Origin of the sequence: Spiroplasma sp. hyd1, from assembly GCF_016082235.1 — a bacterium.
Taxonomy (GTDB): domain Bacteria; phylum Bacillota_I; class Bacilli_A; order Mycoplasmatales; family Mycoplasmataceae; genus Spiroplasma; species Spiroplasma poulsonii.
In genome coordinates this window covers 1-18401 of record NZ_JXYY01000023.1, presented here as the reverse complement: position 1 = coordinate 18401, position 18401 = coordinate 1, and the positions used below count along the sequence as shown (strand labels likewise).

Here is an 18401-nt window from a genome sequence, read left to right as displayed (position 1 = left end):
AACAGTGGTTGACTTAAAAATTGATGTAAAACCATCTGCCCCCGATGCAACGGTAATAAAAAATTATCTTGGTCAAATTGATACAAGCAATCTCACAAACCCAGTTAACACATTCTATTATGCGAATAGTGAAAGTGTTATTACAATGGTTAAACCAACACCAAGTAGTGTTATAACTGGGGTTGTGTATGGTTGTGATGAGCAATGAAATAAAACATCACAATCAAGCACCATTGACCCAACAAGTGGGATTAAACTTGATGGCTCACAGTTGGCAACAACAAATGGGTAAATATGTTGTTGAACTGGCAGATAACTTAGGTCATACCAATAATGTTTATTTACAAATTGCAAAGGACAAACAAGTAGCAAATTATTTTGATACTGATAATGGTAAACAGTTTGAAATGTGAGCCAAAGCAAATGGACATGATAATATCCGTGGCTACGGTGCTAGTCAATTGAATAAATTGTTTGAAGAGAGTAAAAATTGACAGCAACTAGCTAGTGATAGTCAATTTGCAACTGCTCTTGCTGATTGGTTTAAAACCAATGGTAAACTTGTTTCGAAAGAACCGTTGACAAAAAAACAAGTCGTAGAGCAGTTAAACAAACAAATTCCAAGTGATATCACAATTCCTGCGGTAAATACTAGCAATTATGATGTAAACAAAGTTTCGTTTCAACTAAACAAAACTGAGTTTAACCCAAACGATAAAGTCAACATTATTGTTAAATACAACAATGTCACAGCAGAACAATTTACTTTACAAATAAAAGACAGTAATGCACCAGATAATAAAAAAGGTGGTTTAACTGGTTTAGCAATTGTTGGAATTGTTGTTGGGTCGCTGGCGGGTCTTGTTATTCTTGGGTGGTTGTTATGAAAATTTGTGGTTGACCNGTTTATTTTAGGACCAATNCGCGATAAAAAACAAAAAGCGTGAAGAATTAGAGAAGACAAAGCCTTAGCAGAAATNNANGCCGAAGAAGAAGCCGAAAAAGCAAAAAGAGGGAAATAAGATGAATTGAACAATTTTCTTTGCNGTGCTTATTCTTATNTGTCTTTTTGCTNGTCCGGCGTGGTGAGTATTTAGAAAAATACTAGGTCTTTTAGGTTTTATAACTGGTTTCTGCAAAGGCATTAGTGATGTTAGAAAGAAAAAGAAATTAGATAAACAAATGAAAGGAGGTGGTAGATATGATGTTGTTAGCGACAAGTGGGTCAACTAGCTTGCAAGAAATCGGCAATAAAATAATTTCCGTTGGAATGCCAATTCTAATCGGGTTAGCAGTAACAATTGGTATTGTTATGGTGGCATATTATGGCATTGCTGGGAAATTTGCCAAAAACGCCGAACAACGCAGAGAAACGATTTCTCGTGTAACCTGAGTGGGGGTTTGTTTGGGAATTGTTATTCTTGCGAGTGCAATTGTATTGGGTCTAAAAGATGTTATTTTAGGCATTGCGTAAGGGGGGAAAAGAAAATATGGTCCAAAATAAAAAAGGGTTAAAAAACCCTTTCCGTGTTGGCAAATCGGCCAAGATAAAACCAACATCATTTAAAAATGTCATAGCCATTGTCAATAATATGATTAAGAAAATGGTTATCTTTCTTATTATATCATTTTTGCCGTTGATGTTAATAGCGGTTATTATTGTTGCTATCATCGCCGCGATTATGGCAATATTTACCCCTGACACAATCAATCATTTTACTAGCACTCACTCCTCAGAAATGTTTATACAATATAATCAATCAGTGAGTGATGGTGGTGGGGACGCACCAAGTTGGTTGCTTGGTAAAATTATGGACGCGGTATTTATGGTTTTATATATTAGACTTCTTGCGATACCCTTTTTTATTAAAATATTATTATAAAATATAATTTATGAGGACATAAAAATATGAACAATAATAAATTTAATACTCTTAATGATAGAGAATGGTTAAGATTAACAGGAATAAAAAAATCCACTTTTAATAAAATGTTAGATATTTTAAAAGTTGCTGAAATAGAAAAATTTAAAAAAGGTGGTAAAACTAATAAATTATCATTAGAAAATAGATTATTGATGACTTTATTATATTGACGAGAATATCAGACTTATTTTCATCTTGGTAAAAGTTTTGATATTAGTGAGGCTAATTGTTATCGTAATATTAAGTGAATTGAAGATATTTTAATTAAAAACTCTGATTTTCAACAACTTGCTGGTAAAAAAGCACTAATAAATGATTATTTTAATGATAAAACTATTATTATTGATGCTACCGAAACTCCAATCCAACGCCCAAAAAAAGACAAAAACAATCTTATTCTGGTAAAAAGAAAAAACACACGATCAAAACACAAGTAATTATCGAACAAGAAACCAAAAAAATTATTGCAACAAGTTTTTCGCTCGGAAAAAAACATGATTATGCTTTATTTAAAGAATCAAAAATCCCAATTTTAAAAAATACCAAATTAATAGTTGATAGTGGTTATCAAGGAATACAAAAAAATCACAATAATGTTCTAATACCTACAAAGAAAACAAAGAAAAACCCTTTAAACAAAGAACAAAAGCAATATAATAGACTAGTTTCAAAAATGAGAATTATTATTGAAAATATTTTTGCTATTCTTAAAAAATTTAAAATTATTACAGAAAAATATCGTAATCGAAGAAAAAGATTTGGTTTAAGATTTAATTTAATTGCCTCAATTTATAATTTACAATTATTATATTTAACATAAAATATTTATTTAAAATTAAATAATTTAAATAATAAATTAATTTTTCGTTGTGGAAAAATATTAAATTTTTAAATAAAAAACATAATTAATTAAAATTATATTTTTCTATTAGTATCTTTTTTACAAATATTTGCAATTTTTTAACAAGTAATGCAAGAAGTCTAATATATTTATGAGAGGCAAACTATTATTTAATGATAATAAATTATTTACTCACAAATATCACAATCCCAGGGATATTTTTTTACCAAGAGTTAACGGCAGGTCTACTGGCTTAGAATCATTTTACTAATTGTCTCTTCCCAAAAAAGTTTTTCAGTGAGTAAATACAATGTTCATGTTCATCATCATTACAGTTGCTGGGACAGCTTGAGAATATTAACTCAATTCCCTTTTCAAAACGCTCCTAAATGTTTACCGTTAATTCAAATGAAAGCGTGGTGCTTTACGATTCAATTATAAACTAAAAATTTTATCTAGAAAAGGGTTTCAAGCTTCCTTTTTTGATTAGAACAACTTAGTAGAGGTAAAACTAAGAAATAATTATTTTAATTTTAACAATATCTTTTACAAGTACTAGAAAATAGATTAAAATTATTTTATATAGGAGAATAATGATAATGACAGAAATTAAGTTAATTGCTGTTGATTTAGATGGAACAGCTTTAAATTCAACTGGCGAAATGTCCCCGCATACATTAGAAGTTTTAAAAGGGCTGGCAACAAAAGATATTAAGTTAGTAATTGCGACCGGACGACCATTATATCAAACAAAACATATTGTAACAAATTTAGGATTAACGGATATTAATGATTTTACTGTTAGTTTAAATGGTTCAGTTGTTGCAAATAATGCCACTGAAGAAATTTTATTTTGTGATTATTTTGATCAACAATTACTACGAGAACTTTATGTTGATGTCTTGGCATTTGATTTAGACACATTAATTATGTTTGATGCTGATCATTCTTCGTTTAATAAAATGTTATTACATTGCAAAGGATTTGAAGATAAAATGACAAAACATTATTTATCATCTTTTAGCGAAGAACAAGATGAAGTAACAGCATGTTTATATACAAATAATTTCAATGTTAATGTTAATAAAATTTATATTAGTAGTTATACTTCCGATATTAATCGGTTGGTTGCAAAATGAAAGGATAAAATTGAAATTTCACAAGAAATTCGTGGTGATCGCTCAGCGTTAGAAATTACTAGTTGTAATATTAATAAAGCGACTGGCATTGCTCAAATTTGTCAAAAATATCACTTAACAGCAAAGAATGTGATGGCTTTCGGGAATGAACATAATGATGTTGCGATGTTACAGTGAGCTGGAATTGGCGTGGCAATGGGGAATGCTCCCGATGATGTAAAAGCAATCGCTGATTTAGTGGCTGATGATAATGACCATGATGGGATTGCAAAAGTTATTGAAACCGTAGTTTTTGGACAATAATAGTTAAAAGTTCTTAAAGTTAGCAATAAATTTCATTTTGCTAACTTTTTTAGCAAAAAATAACATTTTAAATTGTTTTTTAGTAAAAATTTTGTTAGAGTAAGAATATTAAAAAGGGAAAGAAAAAATGAAAGTAATTGAAAAAACACCTAGTAAGCAAACATTAAATGATGGTTATCATAAATTTTGTTTTAATTGATGACGCATTTTATGTGTGATAGTATTATTTCCGTTAGTTTATTTTCGATCAAAAAAATATGTTAAAGATTTTTTTACATTTATCCAAACTTATCAACGAAAAGGGTTAATGACAATTGAAACAACAACTTTTGATTTTAATAGTTTTGAAGTATATCACCAAGATGTTATTGCAAAAAAATTAGATCAATTTAATTTTGTTTTTAGTAAAAAAGAAGAAACAGCAATGCAAATGGTGACGATTTTAAATCGCCATCAAGCACCAATTAGTGCGCTTTATTTACAACATTCTAATTCAAAGAAATGAGTAATTGGTTTGCATGGTTGAACGGAAAATAAATATTTAGGGTTACGACAAGTATTTTACTTTTATCAACAAGGCTACAATGTATTAACTTTTGATAGTGTTGCACATGGTTTAAGTGCGGGGGACTATACCGCTATTGGTTATTTGAATGCCCAAAATTTAAGTGATGTTATTCAATGACTTCAAGATAGTTATTCTGTTGAAGAAATTGGATTAATTGGGAATAGTATGGGAGCTGCTTGTTTAACAAAATATTTAATTGATGAAGGTTATCAAAATCCATTAGTTCATTGAGCAATTAGTGATTGTGGGTTTAGTAGTTTATTAGTTCAATTTCGTTATGTGATGCAATATCGTTATCAGCATCCATGGTGGTTAATTAGCTTTGGTTTAACAAAGAAATTTAACAAAGAAATTGGTTTTAATTTACGAAAATATAATTTATTAAAACATACCAAGCGGTTAAAAGATTTTCCAATGTTAATTATTCATGGTAATTACGATGATTTTGTTCCTTACTTTATGAGTAAAGAATTTTTTACTCAAAAAGCAAAGTTTGAACCAACCGGTCAAAGTGAATTAGTATCCTTATTAAACATTAACCATGTTGAAGCGATTTCAAAAGGGCATCAAGTTTATCTTGCGGCTATTAAAACATTTTTAGCACAACAAGAAAGGAAATAAGGATGAAATTACAAAGAAAATATGGGTTTTGACAGATTTTAGCATTAGCAATTTCAGCAACATTAGGTTCTTCGATTTTAGTTTCGTTTGGCCAAGTTGCTTTTCAAGCACAGTTTAATCCCATTTTAATTATTATTGCTTGAATTTTAGGAGGTTTATTAGTTTTACCAGAAATGTTATTATTATCCGAAGGAGCTACTTCGTATCCTGAAAATGGGACAAGTTATTACTGAATTAAACGTGCAAAATGAAATGCTTGTTCATTTTGGTTTGGTTGAATTATGGTATTATTTGTTAGTGCAACAGCTATTGCAACTGCTTGTTTAGCACTAGGCAATATTTTAATTACCTTATTAAAGTTAGATAACCAATGATATGGTAAATTATTTGGGATTATAATTTTATTAGTGTTAGTTATTATGCAAATTTTTATTAAAAAAAGTAGTGGTTATTCCCAAATTGTTTTTGCTTTACTAAAAGGATTTCCAATTGTTTTGCTTTTAGTTATTGCAATGGTTTATGGTAATACTGCTAGTTTTACTGATGATACAATTAATAAAAATTTAAGTCAAATTTATCTTTCATCATTTTTATTATTACCAGCAACAGCAATGACAATGTTTGCTTATTCGGGGATGGAAGCAATTACGTATGTTAGTGGGGAAATTATTAATCCTCGGAAAAACATTCCGCGGGCAATGATTACCGCGACAATTGCAATTGTTTTATTATATATTATTTTAGCAATTGGATTATTAACAATTAATAAACCACAGAATTGATTAGGACCAACGGGTTTTAACAATGTATGATATTATGCGATTAGTAATAATCCTACGATTCCATCATTTTTAAACTATTTATTTTCAATTTTAGCAATTTTTATTTTTGTGGGATCATTAAATTCATTTTTAGTGTATCATTCACGGTTAATTTTTAAAATGAGTGAAGAAAACGATTTTTTTGCCTTTTTTCAAAAGACAACGAAACGAACTAATATGCCATATTTAGCAATCCTCTTTTTAGTCGTGTTAGCAATTATTTACATTTTATGAACATCGTTGTTTAATGTCACAAATTATTTTATTATTGCTGTTAGTGTTTTAAAATTCATTACAATGATTACCTTAATATATTTACGCCAAAAGGATGTTAAGTATCAATCCCTTTATCGAAAACCAGTCTTTATTATTTTAGTTATTTTAGCATTAAGTTCATGTACAATTACTTTTATTGGTTCAATTTTAGCAATGTATTATTATGCAACTGTAACGGCGAATATGTGAGAATTATGGAATTGTTTTATTGTGTTGGGAATAATGTTAGGTGGTTATCCACTTTATTATTTAAAAAAATGATTAGAAACAAAGTGTAACGCTAAAAAACAACGTTCACAGTAATTATTAAATGATGATTTTGTAGAAAAAGATGAACCTTTTTCAAAATAATTTTTTTTAAAATTATTTTAATGATATAATGGTTTTGTTCATATGACAATATAATAAATCTTTCTTTTTTTCAATTAAAATATAAGGTATGATTTTAAGTATTCATTTGAATAAGAGAAAGGAGGACCGTAAAAGTGTATAATAATAGACCGAATCAAAAGTTTACCAAAAGAACTGATGATATTATTAACGACGAAAAGTTTTTATTAGCAGATAAACAACCTACTTTAAAAACAGTAACTAGTAAAGACGGCCAAACAAGAGATTTATGTGAATTTTGAGTTTTAGATAATGGTGAAGAAGTGCAATGTGTAGTATGAAATGATTTAGCAGAAAGATTTAATGCTGAATTTAATCTAGATGATTTTAAATCAGTTATCATTTCTTATCGTAAAAATCTTAATAGTTTTACTGGAAAAATGCGTTATAGTGTACGTCAATTTTCATTTACTAACTAATGCTTTGTTTTTTAAAATAAAGCAAAAACCCGCTATAGCGGGTTTTTATTTTGTTTTGAAACAAGACTTTTTCTTGAAAAAATGGTATAATAACAAAAGATAGAAATTAAGAGGATGAAGGAAGTTTTATGGAGAAAACATACGTAATAAAAGTATTGGCGAAAAAAGACGCAAAATTAAATTATAAACAGGCGATGACACTAACACAAGAAGCTTTAGCAAAGGAAACAGGGGCTGTTGATCCAAAAATTTTTTTACGTTTTAAATGATATCGCCCAACACAAGAAGTTTTTGAAAGCATTTATTCTGCTGCTGTATGAGCAACAAAAATTGGATTTGAACGTTATTATGATATGATTCCGAATAATAATGAATTAAAAGATGTTATTTCTTTTAAAGCATTATATAAGGGTGTTATGAATGTTTTTGTTAAAATTGATGATGAAGTTCAAACTTATGGTGAAAACATTATTGCGATTACTGATTATGCGAATTTATTGTTGACAATTATTTCTGAAATAATTAAAACTAATTATATCCGTACTACTTTTTACGATAAACATATTGACAATCCTAATGTTAAATCTTTTTTAAGCCATTTATTAGGTGGTGCTGCCTTAGGAATTGCCCGTTGATTTGGATATCGTCTTGAAAATCAAGATGATGGGCATGAATTATTACAAAAGTTATATGTTATGAATATTAGTAAAATCAAAGGTTTAGATCACGATAACATTAATGACGTTTTATTTTTAATTGAAGATTTGTTGAATTACATTGAATCAAACTCTTACTTTATTGAAGAGTTTAAAGAAACCGAAGAGTAAGACAGAAGGAGAACTACTAATGGCAAAGATGAAAAATTTTGTAGATGCAACTTATGATAATCAAAATGTTTATTTAATCATTAATGATCAAAATGAAGCAATTATGATTGATGCCTCAAATGCGGCAAAAGATGCAATCGAATATATTAAACAAAAAAATCTGACCTTAAAAGCCTTGTTTATTACCCATGGTCATATTGACCACTATGATGGGATTGATGATGTATTACAGCAATGTCCAGATTTAAAAATTTATATTCAAAAAATTGATTTACGATTATTATCGCAACATAAGGTTGATGATACAACTGGAGAAATTCTAGGACCAGGCATTGTTTATCCATTAACAAATCTTGTTCCGTTAATTGGTGATACTGTTGTCGAAGAAATTGGTTATCAAATTGAAGTCTTTCATATTCCTGGTCATACCGCCGGAACACAAATGTTACGAATTAAAGCCTTAAACTTAGTAACAACAGGGGCAAGTTTAATGCCTGATAAAGCAAGCCCAGGGTATACGGGAGCAATGTGTAATGATAATTACTTTGTAACAGAGTTACGTCGTATTACAAACTTGGAACCAATATGACAGGTTTTACCTGGTCATAATAAACCATTTTTAATGCGTGATGCCCTTGACCAAAACCTAATTCCAACAGAAGATCATTTTTAAAATAAAAGTAGTCTCATCAATATGAGACTACTTTTATTTTTTATAATTAAATTATTACTAATAGGTATTAATGTAAGGATTCCTATTATCTTCAATTTTCTCTTAATATTGATGTCTTCTGTAAAAAATATTTTTAAAATTAACATATTTAATTATTTATATTGTGATATGAAAATTTAGGTTAAAATGTAAGTGAGCAAAATTGAGAGCAGTAATAATCATATGCTTGCTTTTTTTGTCATAATTAAAAATGGTTCAATATGAACAGTTTATGAATTATTGAAGCACTTTATACAAAAGGAGAAAAAATATGAAAAAATATTTATGAGCTATTTTAATAAGTTCATTTTTAGTTATTTCACTTGCTAGTATTATTATTTTTTTTACAAATAATAGTTTTAAAACATCAGATAATTTAAAACAAATTGTAGAACCAAGTCGCGGTTGACCAGCAAAAGATATGAGTCAATTCAAGATTTGACAATTTTTATATAATGACACTCAACAAAAAATTGTTGCAACAAATGAGAAAATGATGGAAGGTTTTTATAGTTTTTATCGTAATGAATATGATAAATATCGTGATACAGCTGAAGGAAATATTGGTAAACCGGGTTATGATGAAATTGGTCTTCCCCTTGCTGAAATTAATGATTATATTGAGTAAAAGATTGTTTTTTCTTATGATATGCAAAAATTTATGGCCTTAAGTTTACGCTCGTATTTTATTGAAATATCAATCAATCAAATTATTGATCCAGCTGATAATAATATTAATCCAAACGAGTATTTAAACTTATGAGTTATGAAGTATTTTCAGGCAGGATTTTATTTTCAATGAGCAAAAATTTGAATTCAAGATTTAGGCCGAACAATTGAAAAATCAATTGATGTTGATTTTTATGTATTTGGGTCATTAGTCCCTCGTGATAAGGATAATAACCCGTTGTGATCACAAGGTCCTGATCCAGTTGCCGCTGCAAAAGTAAAACCACGGTTAAAACTTGATGATGTAATGACAAATATGATCAATAAAGTTTATAACATTGTATTTGGGAGGGAAAAGTAAAAATGATTATTTTAGAAAATATTAGCAAACATTATGGTAAAAATCATGTTTTAAAAGATATTAATTTAGAGATTAAAGAAAGTGAATCAGTTGCTTTTTTAGGAGCAAATGGGAGTGGAAAAACAACTTTAGTTGAAATTATTTCTGGTGTTTTAAAACCTTCAACTGGTAAGGTAATGTTTGTTAATGATAAATATGAAAAGANTAGACTTCTTGCATTACTTNNNNGTTAAAAAATTGCAAATATTTGTAAAAAAGATACTAATAGAAAAATATAATTTTAATTAATTATGTTTTTTATTTAAAAATTTAATATTTTTCCACAACGAAAAATTAATTTATTATTTAAATTATTTAATTTTAAATAAATATTTTATGTTAAATATAATAATTGTAAATTATAAATTGAGGCAATTAAATTAAATCTTAAACCAAATCTTTTTCTTCGATTACGATATTTTTCTGTAATAATTTTAAATTTTTTAAGAATAGCAAAAATATTTTCAATAATAATTCTCATTTTTGAAACTAGTCTATTATATTGCTTTTGTTCTTTGTTTAAAGGGTTTTTCTTTGTTTTCTTTGTAGGTATTAGAACATTATTGTGATTTTTTTGTATTCCTTGATAACCACTATCAACTATTAATTTGGTATTTTTTAAAATTGGGATTTTTGATTCTTTAAATAAAGCATAATCATGTTTTTTTCCGAGCGAAAAACTTGTTGCAATAATTTTTTTGGTTTCTTGTTCGATAATTACTTGTGTTTTGATCGTGTGTTTTTTCTTTTTACCAGAATAAGATTGTTTTTGTCTTTTTTTGGGCGTTGGATTGGAGTTTCGGTAGCATCAATAATAATAGTTTTATCATTAAAATAATCATTTATTAGTGCTTTTTTACCAGCAAGTTGTTGAAAATCAGAGTTTTTAATTAAAATATCTTCAATTCACTTAATATTACGATAACAATTAGCCTCACTAATATCAAAACTTTTACCAAGATGAAAATAAGTCTGATATTCTCGTCAATATAATAGACTTCTTGCATTACTTGTTAAAAAATTGCAAATATTTGTAAAAAAGATACTAATAGAAAAATATAATTTTAATTAATTATGTTTTTTATTTAAAAATTTAATATTTTTCCACAACGAAAAATTAATTTATTATTTAAATTATTTAATTTTAAATAAATATTTTATGTTAAATATAATAATTGTAAATTATAAATTGAGGCAATTAAATTAAATCTTAAACCAAATCTTTTTCTTCGATTACGATATTTTTCTGTAATAATTTTAAATTTTTTAAGAATAGCAAAAATATTTTCAATAATAATTCTCATTTTTGAAACTAGTCTATTATATTGCTTTTGTTCTTTGTTTAAAGGGTTTTTCTTTGTTTTCTTTGTAGGTATTAGAACATTATTGTGATTTTTTTGTATTCCTTGATAACCACTATCAACTATTAATTTGGTATTTTTTAAAATTGGGATTTTTGATTCTTTAAATAAAGCATAATCATGTTTTTTTCCGAGCGAAAAACTTGTTGCAATAATTTTTTTGGTTTCTTGTTCGATAATTACTTGTGTTTTGATCGTGTGTTTTTTCTTTTTACCAGAATAAGATTGTTTTTGTCTTTTTTTGGGCGTTGGATTGGAGTTTCGGTAGCATCAATAATAATAGTTTTATCATTAAAATAATCATTTATTAGTGCTTTTTTACCAGCAAGTTGTTGAAAATCAGAGTTTTTAATTAAAATATCTTCAATTCACTTAATATTACGATAACAATTAGCCTCACTAATATCAAAACTTTTACCAAGATGAAAATAAGTCTGATATTCTCGTCAATATAATAAAGTCATCAATAATCTATTTTCTAATGATAATTTATTAGTTTTACCACCTTTTTTAAATTTTTCTATTTCAGCAACTTTTAAAATATCTAACATTTTATTAAAAGTGGATTTTTTTATTCCTGTTAATCTTAACCATTCTCTATCATTAAGAGTATTAAATTTATTATTGTTCATATTTTTATGTCCTCATAAATTATATTTTATAATAATATTTTAATAAAAAGGATATCGCAAGAAGTCTATTAAAAAAACAATTGGAGTACAATTTCAAGATGGCTATTGACCATCAGGAACAACCCCAATTGATTTAATTAAATTTTATAAAGGACGTGGTTATTTAACAACTTTAGAGGGACAAACATTAATTGATGCTTTTGAGTTGAAGAATTTGTTGAAGAAAGAAATTTCATCTTTGTCTGGTGGGCAACGTCAACGTTTTAATTGTTTTTTATCAATTCTAAATGATCCAGAAATTCTTGTTTTAGATGAATTAGTTACAGGGTTGGATTTAAAAATGCAAATTAAACTTGTTAATTTCTTAAAAAGGTGAAAAGACGAAAAAAAATTAATTTATTAATTGTTTCACATACACCAGAAGAAGTTGAATTACTTTGTGATCGTGTTTTGCTTTTAAAAGATGGTGAAATTTATAGTGACCAGCCAATTACAGAAATTATTAAAAATAATGGTAGTTTACGGAAAATGTTAGTTAATTATTTTGAAGATGTTGCTGGATATGAATCATAAAATCCAGTTTAATCTTAAACCATTATTTTCAAAATTAAATAAAACTAATAATTTATTGTTTAAAACTATTTTTACAAATCCTCGCACATATATGTTTGTTTTTCTTTTTTCCGTTATTTTGTCCGCCATTTGTTCATGGTTTTGAAATACTTATAGTTATTATGCTGTTTTACCACCAGTTTTAATTAGTTTTTTGTCCGTTTCGGTTTTTACTAGTAGTTTTTATTTAGGAATTTATTTATTAGAATGACGAAAAAAGAACTTTTTAAAACGAATTAAACTAATTAATTTAACAGAATATAATGTTATTTTTGTTATTTTTTTATTAAATTTAACATTATCAATAATGTCAATCTTATTAAATATTGCGTTATATAATTTGTATGCTTTAATTCCAATTTTTGGATTTAGAATGGCGTTATTGTCAAATATTAAGCCATTCATTTGAGTTTTATATTTTTTTGGAATTATTTTGTTTACTTTTTTTTAACTATTTTGTATGTTTTTTAGCAACCGCATTGTCAAGTCGTAATTTGTCATTTGCAATCTTAGCCATTGTTACCTTATTTTTTATTATTTTTTCAGATGTAATAATTCAGCCGACAATTACTAATCATCATTGATTTTTTATTATCATTGGCTACTTGTGCCCAGCCAAATACTTTATTTGATTTAATATGCTAATTACATCTTATCAGTTTATGGATCCGTTAGGAATTAGTCAAATTATCCAGGACTATAATACGGTTTCTTTTATTACATTTACTAATCTTTGACAACCATTACTGGGGATGATTGTTTTTACTGGTTTATTTGGATACTTGGCAAAACATTGTTTTAACTGGGGAATGAAAGGAAAATAGGATGAAAAAAATATTTACTTATTTGGGGTTATTTACATTAATAACACCCCCCGTTACTTTAACTGTTGCTTGTACGATTGGAAATCTTGATGGCAGTAGTTATTTAAAAAGTTTACCTAATTTTAATTGAGAGAGTTCAGAATATGGTGATGGTCTTTTATTTAATAATCAAAATTCACAAAATATTTTAAATCATAAAAGTGATCAAGTTGATTTAGGAACCGTTAATCCTCAATATTTAAATTCGTATTTAGATTATTCAAAATTTAGTACCGGATTTCAATGGGATCAAAATATTCGGAAACAAGCGGTAACTGGTGTACCATTAAACAAAGGTTTTATGCCAAATGGTAATTATGTAGCTGATTTTGGAATTACTTCAGCTGCCCAAAAGTACTTACGCCTTAATTCAATTTTAAATTGAGATCCAGCAACAGATTATGATGCAAAATATAATCAAGGGCAAATCCCATTACAACAGCGAACTTTTGTTGCAACGGTTAATTCAAAATAACAAAATCAGAATGTTAATTATAATCAGTTAGGATTTTCGTCACGAAAACATCGGACTTTTGATAATACAATTGTTGGTACAAAAAATCCTTTTGAAAATACTAACTTAAACTGACAATATGTAAATGAATTTATTAATTGATCAGGTTCATGATTTGAAGGATCAATCATTCCACCGCCTGCTGATGTCATTGATGCAGCTCATATTAATGGAACCCCAATTTATGGTAATGTTTTTTTAGATGGTTATCATGGGTTAACTCGAGAAATGTTAAAAGATTTTTTAGCGCGTAATGCTGATGGAACATATAAAATTGTTGATATCTTAATTAAAATTGCAAAATATAATGGTTTTGATGGATGGTTTATTAATAATGAAGCAAATGGGAGTTTTCTAAATGGAACCATTTTAGATTATAATGAAATGTATCAAATTTTAAAAGAATTTAATTATAAGGTTGGGATCGCCACTGACCCAGATGTTAAAAAATTACAAATAATATATTATCGAAATGATGCAACTGTTTCAAAAAGTGCAACTGGTTATGATGATGTAGAAACGGTTAAAATGACAACAACTGGTTATCCACGAAATGGGGTTATTACCCCAACACAAGTACAATTAAATTTTGGAGAAACACCAGATAAAACGAGAGCCTTTTTAAAAGAAAATCCAAATTACCATCCATCGGATTTGTATACAATGATTGTTGAATGATCAAATGCAAAATATTGTGGGACATATGATTTTCGCCAGTTAGCTTATGCTTTATCAGCTACGAGTGGCCGACCAACATTTGATCCAAATGTTTATACAAGTTTTTCATCATATATGGATAGTGGGACTTCTATTTTTGGAAACTATGCTTATAATTGAATTAAAAAACAAGCCTTTCATGATGAAGCAAGAGCCTTTCTATTTGCAACACAGGTTTCAAATTTATTTAATATGATTCATTACTCAGGAACAAATATGTTTATTAGTGATAAAGATAAGGGTTTACAAGCAAATAGGTTATGCAATGATTATACTAAGTTAGATCCCAAGGTTGATTTCATCGCATCAGCATTTGCAGCTGATCCACGCATTAAAGTAAACAATAAGGGACCAATTAATGATTTTCTTAAACAAAATATTTATGATTACGAATCAAATAATGGTTATAATTCAACTAGTTTTGGGGTTGGTAGTTTAGTACAAGAAAGAACAACATTATTTGATGAAAATCAAATTTTAAATAAATCAACTAATTTTTCAATGGGGAGTGGAATTAAGTTTGTTGATCGTGATGAACAAGGAAATGCTGTTGTAGCAAATGATTATCCTTGAACAAACCGCCGATTAACAGATGTTCTTCCAACTTATCAATGGAAAATTTATGATGAAACAAAAAAGGAACAGCCTCTAAATATTAATGATATTACTGGGATGTATGATTACGATAATGTTTATAAAAAAGGAAATTCAATTGTGATTGGTAGTGGTTTTGATGGTTTAGGAAAAGTTTTATCAGCGAAATGAGATCAAACCAAAGTTTATTACTAAGATATTATGGGAACTAATTTAAGTAGTAATCAACATCAAGTTAGTTTTATTTATTATGATGGTTCAAATAATAACAGTAATGCTGAAGTTAACTTTTGAATTACAACAACTAATCAAACAACAGGAGCATCATCGGGGCAAACTTTTAGCCCAACCAAAACGGAAAAATTAAAAGATGGGTGAGTAAAAATTTCATTTGATTTAAACCACATTGGAAATGTTAAGAAAACAAATCGGATTTCAAAAATTGGTTTACAAATTCGACCACAAACCAAGAATTTTAAATTTAATGTTGGTGAATTTAACATTGCAACTGCGACAAATCAGCAAACCAATAGTGTTGATATTACTAATCCAGGAGTTGAATATGCCATTAAACGACATAATTTAACTAAGGAATGATTTAACCTTCGTTTTAGTTGAAAAAGTCAAAATGTAAATAATCTTAATTATTATGCAATATATTATTTTGCAGATAATAAATGATATCGAGTTGGTGAAACAACACAAAATTATTATTTTTTAAAAAATTTAACAAATACTCAGCAAATAATTCAGTTGATGATTAAACCCGTTTATAATGATAACATTGCTACGACAGGTTTTGTCTTTAATGTTCGGGTATCATAAGGAGGCATTGATGAAAATTAGTCAAAATTATAAGATGTTTAATCGTTGTATTAGTTATATGTTTAAAACGATTTTAAAAACATCACGAACGTATATTTATATGGTTGTTGCCCCAATTATTTTAATTACTTTTGTTTATTTCTTTTGATATCAACAAATGTTAAAAACAAGTCGTTATATTATGATTTCATCATTTACTCTAATTCCTGCTTTGTTTTTGTTATTTCTAGGTTCATTTATCATTTGTGAATGACGAGATTCGGTTTTTTAAAAATATTTAAAAAATTTTGGTTTAAATAAACTTCAGTTTATGGCAGCTTTATTAATTGTTTTATTTACGATTACTTTTGCTATTATTTGGTTAATAGTGGGTTATTTATTCTTAATTGACTTAACCCATCAAGAGCATATTGTTCAAAATTGATTTAATTTTATTACATTATTTTCACAATGATTTGGTTGACTTTTTGGCATTATTTTAAATATTTTAATAATGTTCTTCTTAGCGCTTTTAGTTGCTGGTTCATTAAAAAATATTTACATTGTGCAAACGATTAATATCTTAATTTTTATTTTTTCGTTATTGTTCGGTGATTTTTTAATTGATTTATCGTATGCAACAACACCAGCAATTATCATTGGTTATTTTATTCCACAAAAATATATTACTTGAATTGTTTATATATTTTACACACAAAGTAATTATAATTCGAATGGGTTTTTCTTAATTGTCCCTTCTGTTGATCGGAACTTAGCATTTACATCAATTTACCAACCAATTTTTGGAACTTTAATTTTTATTAGTACAATTAGTGTTGGTTCATACTTTGCTTTTGTCACTAGATTTAAAAGGTAGGGTTTACTGGTTTTTACCAGTAAACCCTTATTTATTTAACCTTTATTACTGAAACCTTTTTTGCTTCAGAAAATTACTTTCTTTTTTAAAGAAAGGTTTTTATTATGGTAAAGTTAACAAAACAAGATCGAAAAAGGACATTAAAAAATAATTAAGATGAGTAATAAATAAATTATTCGACAGTATTAATTTTATTTATTTACATAAAAAAATGCATTATTTTGAATAATGCATAACATAAGTGTTGAAATATAAATCTTGTGGCTTAAAACCTAGTTCTTGGTATAGGGGCACTTTATCAATTGGAGCAACTATTCCTACACTTTGATATTTTGCTTTTTGGGCTTGATTTAATAAATGGTTTAACATTTTTTTCTCATCATTAGGGTGTTCGTTATCATAACTAATAATTTCACCAATCACAGCAAGTGCTGCTTCAAAATAAATAATACCAGTTACTATTGGAACATCATCTTTTGTTAATGTTGCAACATAACAAAGATTACAAGTTTGGTCCAAAGCAGCAGTACTTGTTGGTGTTGGTAAATCTTTTAACGGTAATTCATTGTCATTAACAATCTTAAGATTATTAGCACTGGTAAGTTTCGTATCATTAATTTCTTTTAAAGTTTTTAGATCTGTTGCAGTAATAAATTTTTCATTTTCTGATAATTCAACTGTTGTGGAAAAGGTTGTGAGATCTAATAACATTCCGTTCCCAGTTCGCCAATGATTTAATCCGCTTTTTTTAAAAAATGATCGTTCACCCTGAGTATTATCAATTGTAATGGTACATCAGATGAAGGGTGTTTTTTCTGAATAAAATTCATCAATAATTTCACCAGCTTTTGCGAATTGTTCTGATGTTGTTAAATGAAAACTAACAACCCCATTAGTGCTATCTTTTAGTTTGCGCGTATCAATTTGGTAAAATAAATTACTGTTATCAAACTTTGTTATTTGCAAATCATTATCATGCTTAGGGTCAATGTTGTAATTTATATAACTCACAATTAACTGGTTTAATTTTTCATTGTTAAAATTAAACATTTTAAATCCTCCTCTTTATTTGAATATAATTTTATCACTTTTTCTAAACATAGAAAGTCTTTTTATTAAGATTTAATATTATTTCCTAATCTTTTTCGTTATATTTACTTGTGATTTAGGGCAAAAAAGGCTAGAATATAAGTATTATATTGACTGTGAAGGAGTTTTGGCATGTTTAAATGGAATCCTCGGGTACATTTTTATTTACGTTTAGCTACGCTAATTTTACTGAGTTTATTTCTATTACTTGATTTAATAATGGCAATTTATTATCCACAACCAAAATTTGCCCATTTGGGTTACGGAGAACGGGTTTCAAATTATTATTCATTTTTTACAACGCAAACAAACTATATTGTCGCCTTATATTTTTTCTTATATTTATTTGAATCAAAATTTAAAAATACAAAGCCGCATTATATTATTCAATTAGCAGGGTAGTAAGAAAAAAGTTGAGGTTTTATAA

25 protein-coding genes, 2 pseudogenes and 1 riboswitch are annotated in these 18401 nt (G+C 27.4%); of the genes and pseudogenes, 23 read left to right on the top strand and 4 right to left on the bottom strand.

Going from position 1 to position 18401, the window contains the following annotated elements; all coding sequences use genetic code 4:
- The 13 genes and pseudogenes from TS70_RS03615 to TS70_RS03550 form a co-directional block, all read left to right on the top strand.
- Positions 1-292, top strand: a pseudogene (locus tag TS70_RS03615) (adhesin); the annotation flags it as partial.
- Between the two features lie 909 nt (positions 293-1201).
- Positions 1202-1474: an Mbov_0395 family pilin-like conjugal transfer protein gene (locus TS70_RS03605; protein ID WP_040094663.1), complete on the top strand. Its 273-nt coding sequence runs from the start codon at positions 1202-1204 to the stop codon at positions 1472-1474.
- A gap of 16 nt (positions 1475-1490) precedes the next feature.
- Positions 1491-1883 (top strand): hypothetical protein, encoded by a 393-nt coding sequence (locus TS70_RS03600; protein ID WP_198049434.1) that lies wholly within the window; start codon positions 1491-1493, stop codon positions 1881-1883.
- Between the two features lie 26 nt (positions 1884-1909).
- A protein-coding gene (locus tag TS70_RS03595; RefSeq protein ID WP_105628856.1) for an IS5 family transposase occupies positions 1910-2745 on the top strand; the annotation gives its coding sequence in 2 pieces (ribosomal slippage) (positions 1910-2306 and positions 2306-2745; 837 coding nt in all).
- Between the two features lie 242 nt (positions 2746-2987).
- Positions 2988-3182: riboswitch (cobalamin riboswitch) on the bottom strand.
- A gap of 183 nt (positions 3183-3365) precedes the next feature.
- Positions 3366-4208: a Cof-type HAD-IIB family hydrolase gene (locus TS70_RS03590; protein WP_127093253.1), complete on the top strand. Its 843-nt coding sequence runs from the start codon at positions 3366-3368 to the stop codon at positions 4206-4208.
- Between the two features lie 127 nt (positions 4209-4335).
- The gene (locus TS70_RS03585) at positions 4336-5397 is read left to right on the top strand and encodes an alpha/beta hydrolase (RefSeq protein ID WP_040093777.1); all 1062 of its coding nucleotides are present in this window, start codon (positions 4336-4338) and stop codon (positions 5395-5397) included.
- Positions 5398-5399: 2 nt separating this feature from the next.
- Positions 5400-6797, top strand: coding sequence for an amino acid permease (locus tag TS70_RS03580; RefSeq protein WP_127093255.1), 1398 nt, complete (start codon positions 5400-5402; stop codon positions 6795-6797).
- A gap of 182 nt (positions 6798-6979) precedes the next feature.
- Positions 6980-7303: an OB-fold nucleic acid binding domain-containing protein gene (locus tag TS70_RS03575; protein WP_040093776.1), complete on the top strand. Its 324-nt coding sequence runs from the start codon at positions 6980-6982 to the stop codon at positions 7301-7303.
- 128 nt (positions 7304-7431) lie between these two features.
- Positions 7432-8130, top strand: a complete 699-nt coding sequence (locus tag TS70_RS03570; RefSeq protein WP_198049433.1) for a hypothetical protein — start codon at positions 7432-7434, stop codon at positions 8128-8130.
- 19 nt (positions 8131-8149) lie between these two features.
- Entirely contained in the window at positions 8150-8803 is a 654-nt protein-coding gene (locus TS70_RS03565; RefSeq protein WP_198049432.1) for an MBL fold metallo-hydrolase, read from the top strand.
- 310 nt (positions 8804-9113) lie between these two features.
- Positions 9114-9470, top strand: coding sequence for a hypothetical protein (locus tag TS70_RS03560; protein ID WP_198049431.1), 357 nt, complete (start codon positions 9114-9116; stop codon positions 9468-9470).
- 21 nt (positions 9471-9491) lie between these two features.
- Positions 9492-9872 carry a hypothetical protein gene (locus TS70_RS03555; RefSeq protein WP_198049430.1) on the top strand — a complete coding sequence of 127 codons (381 nt, stop codon included), beginning with the start codon at positions 9492-9494 and terminating at the stop codon, positions 9870-9872.
- A 2-nt stretch (positions 9873-9874) separates the two neighbouring features.
- Positions 9875-10105: an ATP-binding cassette domain-containing protein gene (locus tag TS70_RS03550; protein ID WP_198049429.1), complete on the top strand. Its 231-nt coding sequence runs from the start codon at positions 9875-9877 to the stop codon at positions 10103-10105.
- A gap of 140 nt (positions 10106-10245) precedes the next feature.
- Here TS70_RS03550 and TS70_RS03545 read toward each other — a convergent pair.
- Positions 10246-10689, bottom strand: a pseudogene (locus TS70_RS03545) (transposase family protein); the annotation flags it as partial.
- Between the two features lie 379 nt (positions 10690-11068).
- A protein-coding gene (locus TS70_RS03540) for an IS5 family transposase (protein WP_105628856.1) occupies positions 11069-11904 on the bottom strand; the annotation gives its coding sequence in 2 pieces (ribosomal slippage) (positions 11069-11508 and positions 11508-11904; 837 coding nt in all).
- Positions 11905-11971: 67 nt separating this feature from the next.
- Here TS70_RS03540 and TS70_RS08475 point away from each other — a divergent pair.
- The 5 genes from TS70_RS08475 to TS70_RS03515 are packed head-to-tail and all read left to right on the top strand — an operon-like array spanning position 11972 to position 13854.
- Entirely contained in the window at positions 11972-12307 is a 336-nt protein-coding gene (locus tag TS70_RS08475; RefSeq protein WP_084218031.1) for an ATP-binding cassette domain-containing protein, read from the top strand.
- Positions 12277-12477 (top strand): hypothetical protein, encoded by a 201-nt coding sequence (locus tag TS70_RS03530; protein WP_198049428.1) that lies wholly within the window; start codon positions 12277-12279, stop codon positions 12475-12477. Before TS70_RS08475 ends, TS70_RS03530 begins: the two co-directional genes overlap by 31 nt.
- Positions 12467-12967: a hypothetical protein gene (locus TS70_RS03525; protein WP_040093758.1), complete on the top strand. Its 501-nt coding sequence runs from the start codon at positions 12467-12469 to the stop codon at positions 12965-12967. The genes TS70_RS03530 and TS70_RS03525 overlap by 11 nt, the downstream gene beginning before the upstream one ends.
- Before the next feature lie 28 nt (positions 12968-12995).
- Positions 12996-13340: a hypothetical protein gene (locus tag TS70_RS03520; RefSeq protein ID WP_198049427.1), complete on the top strand. Its 345-nt coding sequence runs from the start codon at positions 12996-12998 to the stop codon at positions 13338-13340.
- A 1-nt stretch (position 13341) separates the two neighbouring features.
- Positions 13342-13854, top strand: coding sequence for a lipoprotein (locus TS70_RS03515; RefSeq protein ID WP_198049426.1), 513 nt, complete (start codon positions 13342-13344; stop codon positions 13852-13854).
- Between the two features lie 17 nt (positions 13855-13871).
- On the opposite strand, the gene TS70_RS07490 is transcribed toward TS70_RS03515, so the two are convergent.
- Positions 13872-14045, bottom strand: a complete 174-nt coding sequence (locus TS70_RS07490) for a hypothetical protein (RefSeq protein ID WP_227991182.1) — start codon at positions 14043-14045, stop codon at positions 13872-13874.
- Here TS70_RS07490 and TS70_RS03510 point away from each other — a divergent pair.
- From TS70_RS03510 to TS70_RS03495, 4 genes are read left to right on the top strand one after another with little or no spacing between them, the layout of a single operon-like run.
- On the top strand, positions 13987-15399 hold the full coding sequence (locus TS70_RS03510; RefSeq protein ID WP_308699446.1) for an endo-beta-N-acetylglucosaminidase: 1413 nt from the start codon (positions 13987-13989) through the stop codon (positions 15397-15399). The two genes, TS70_RS07490 and TS70_RS03510, sit on opposite strands and share 59 nt — an antisense overlap.
- A gap of 6 nt (positions 15400-15405) precedes the next feature.
- Positions 15406-16029, top strand: a complete 624-nt coding sequence (locus tag TS70_RS03505) for a hypothetical protein (protein WP_198049425.1) — start codon at positions 15406-15408, stop codon at positions 16027-16029.
- A gap of 10 nt (positions 16030-16039) precedes the next feature.
- The gene (locus TS70_RS03500) at positions 16040-16300 is read left to right on the top strand and encodes a hypothetical protein (RefSeq protein WP_198049424.1); all 261 of its coding nucleotides are present in this window, start codon (positions 16040-16042) and stop codon (positions 16298-16300) included.
- Positions 16301-16339: 39 nt separating this feature from the next.
- Positions 16340-16885 carry a hypothetical protein gene (locus TS70_RS03495; protein WP_198049423.1) on the top strand — a complete coding sequence of 182 codons (546 nt, stop codon included), beginning with the start codon at positions 16340-16342 and terminating at the stop codon, positions 16883-16885.
- 216 nt (positions 16886-17101) lie between these two features.
- On the opposite strand, the gene TS70_RS03490 is transcribed toward TS70_RS03495, so the two are convergent.
- Positions 17102-17935: a hypothetical protein gene (locus TS70_RS03490; RefSeq protein WP_198049422.1), complete on the bottom strand. Its 834-nt coding sequence runs from the start codon at positions 17933-17935 to the stop codon at positions 17102-17104.
- 258 nt (positions 17936-18193) lie between these two features.
- Here TS70_RS03490 and TS70_RS03485 point away from each other — a divergent pair, with 258 nt between their 5' ends.
- Positions 18194-18376 carry a hypothetical protein gene (locus tag TS70_RS03485; protein WP_232332411.1) on the top strand — a complete coding sequence of 61 codons (183 nt, stop codon included), beginning with the start codon at positions 18194-18196 and terminating at the stop codon, positions 18374-18376.
- Positions 18377-18401 lie beyond the last annotated feature (25 nt).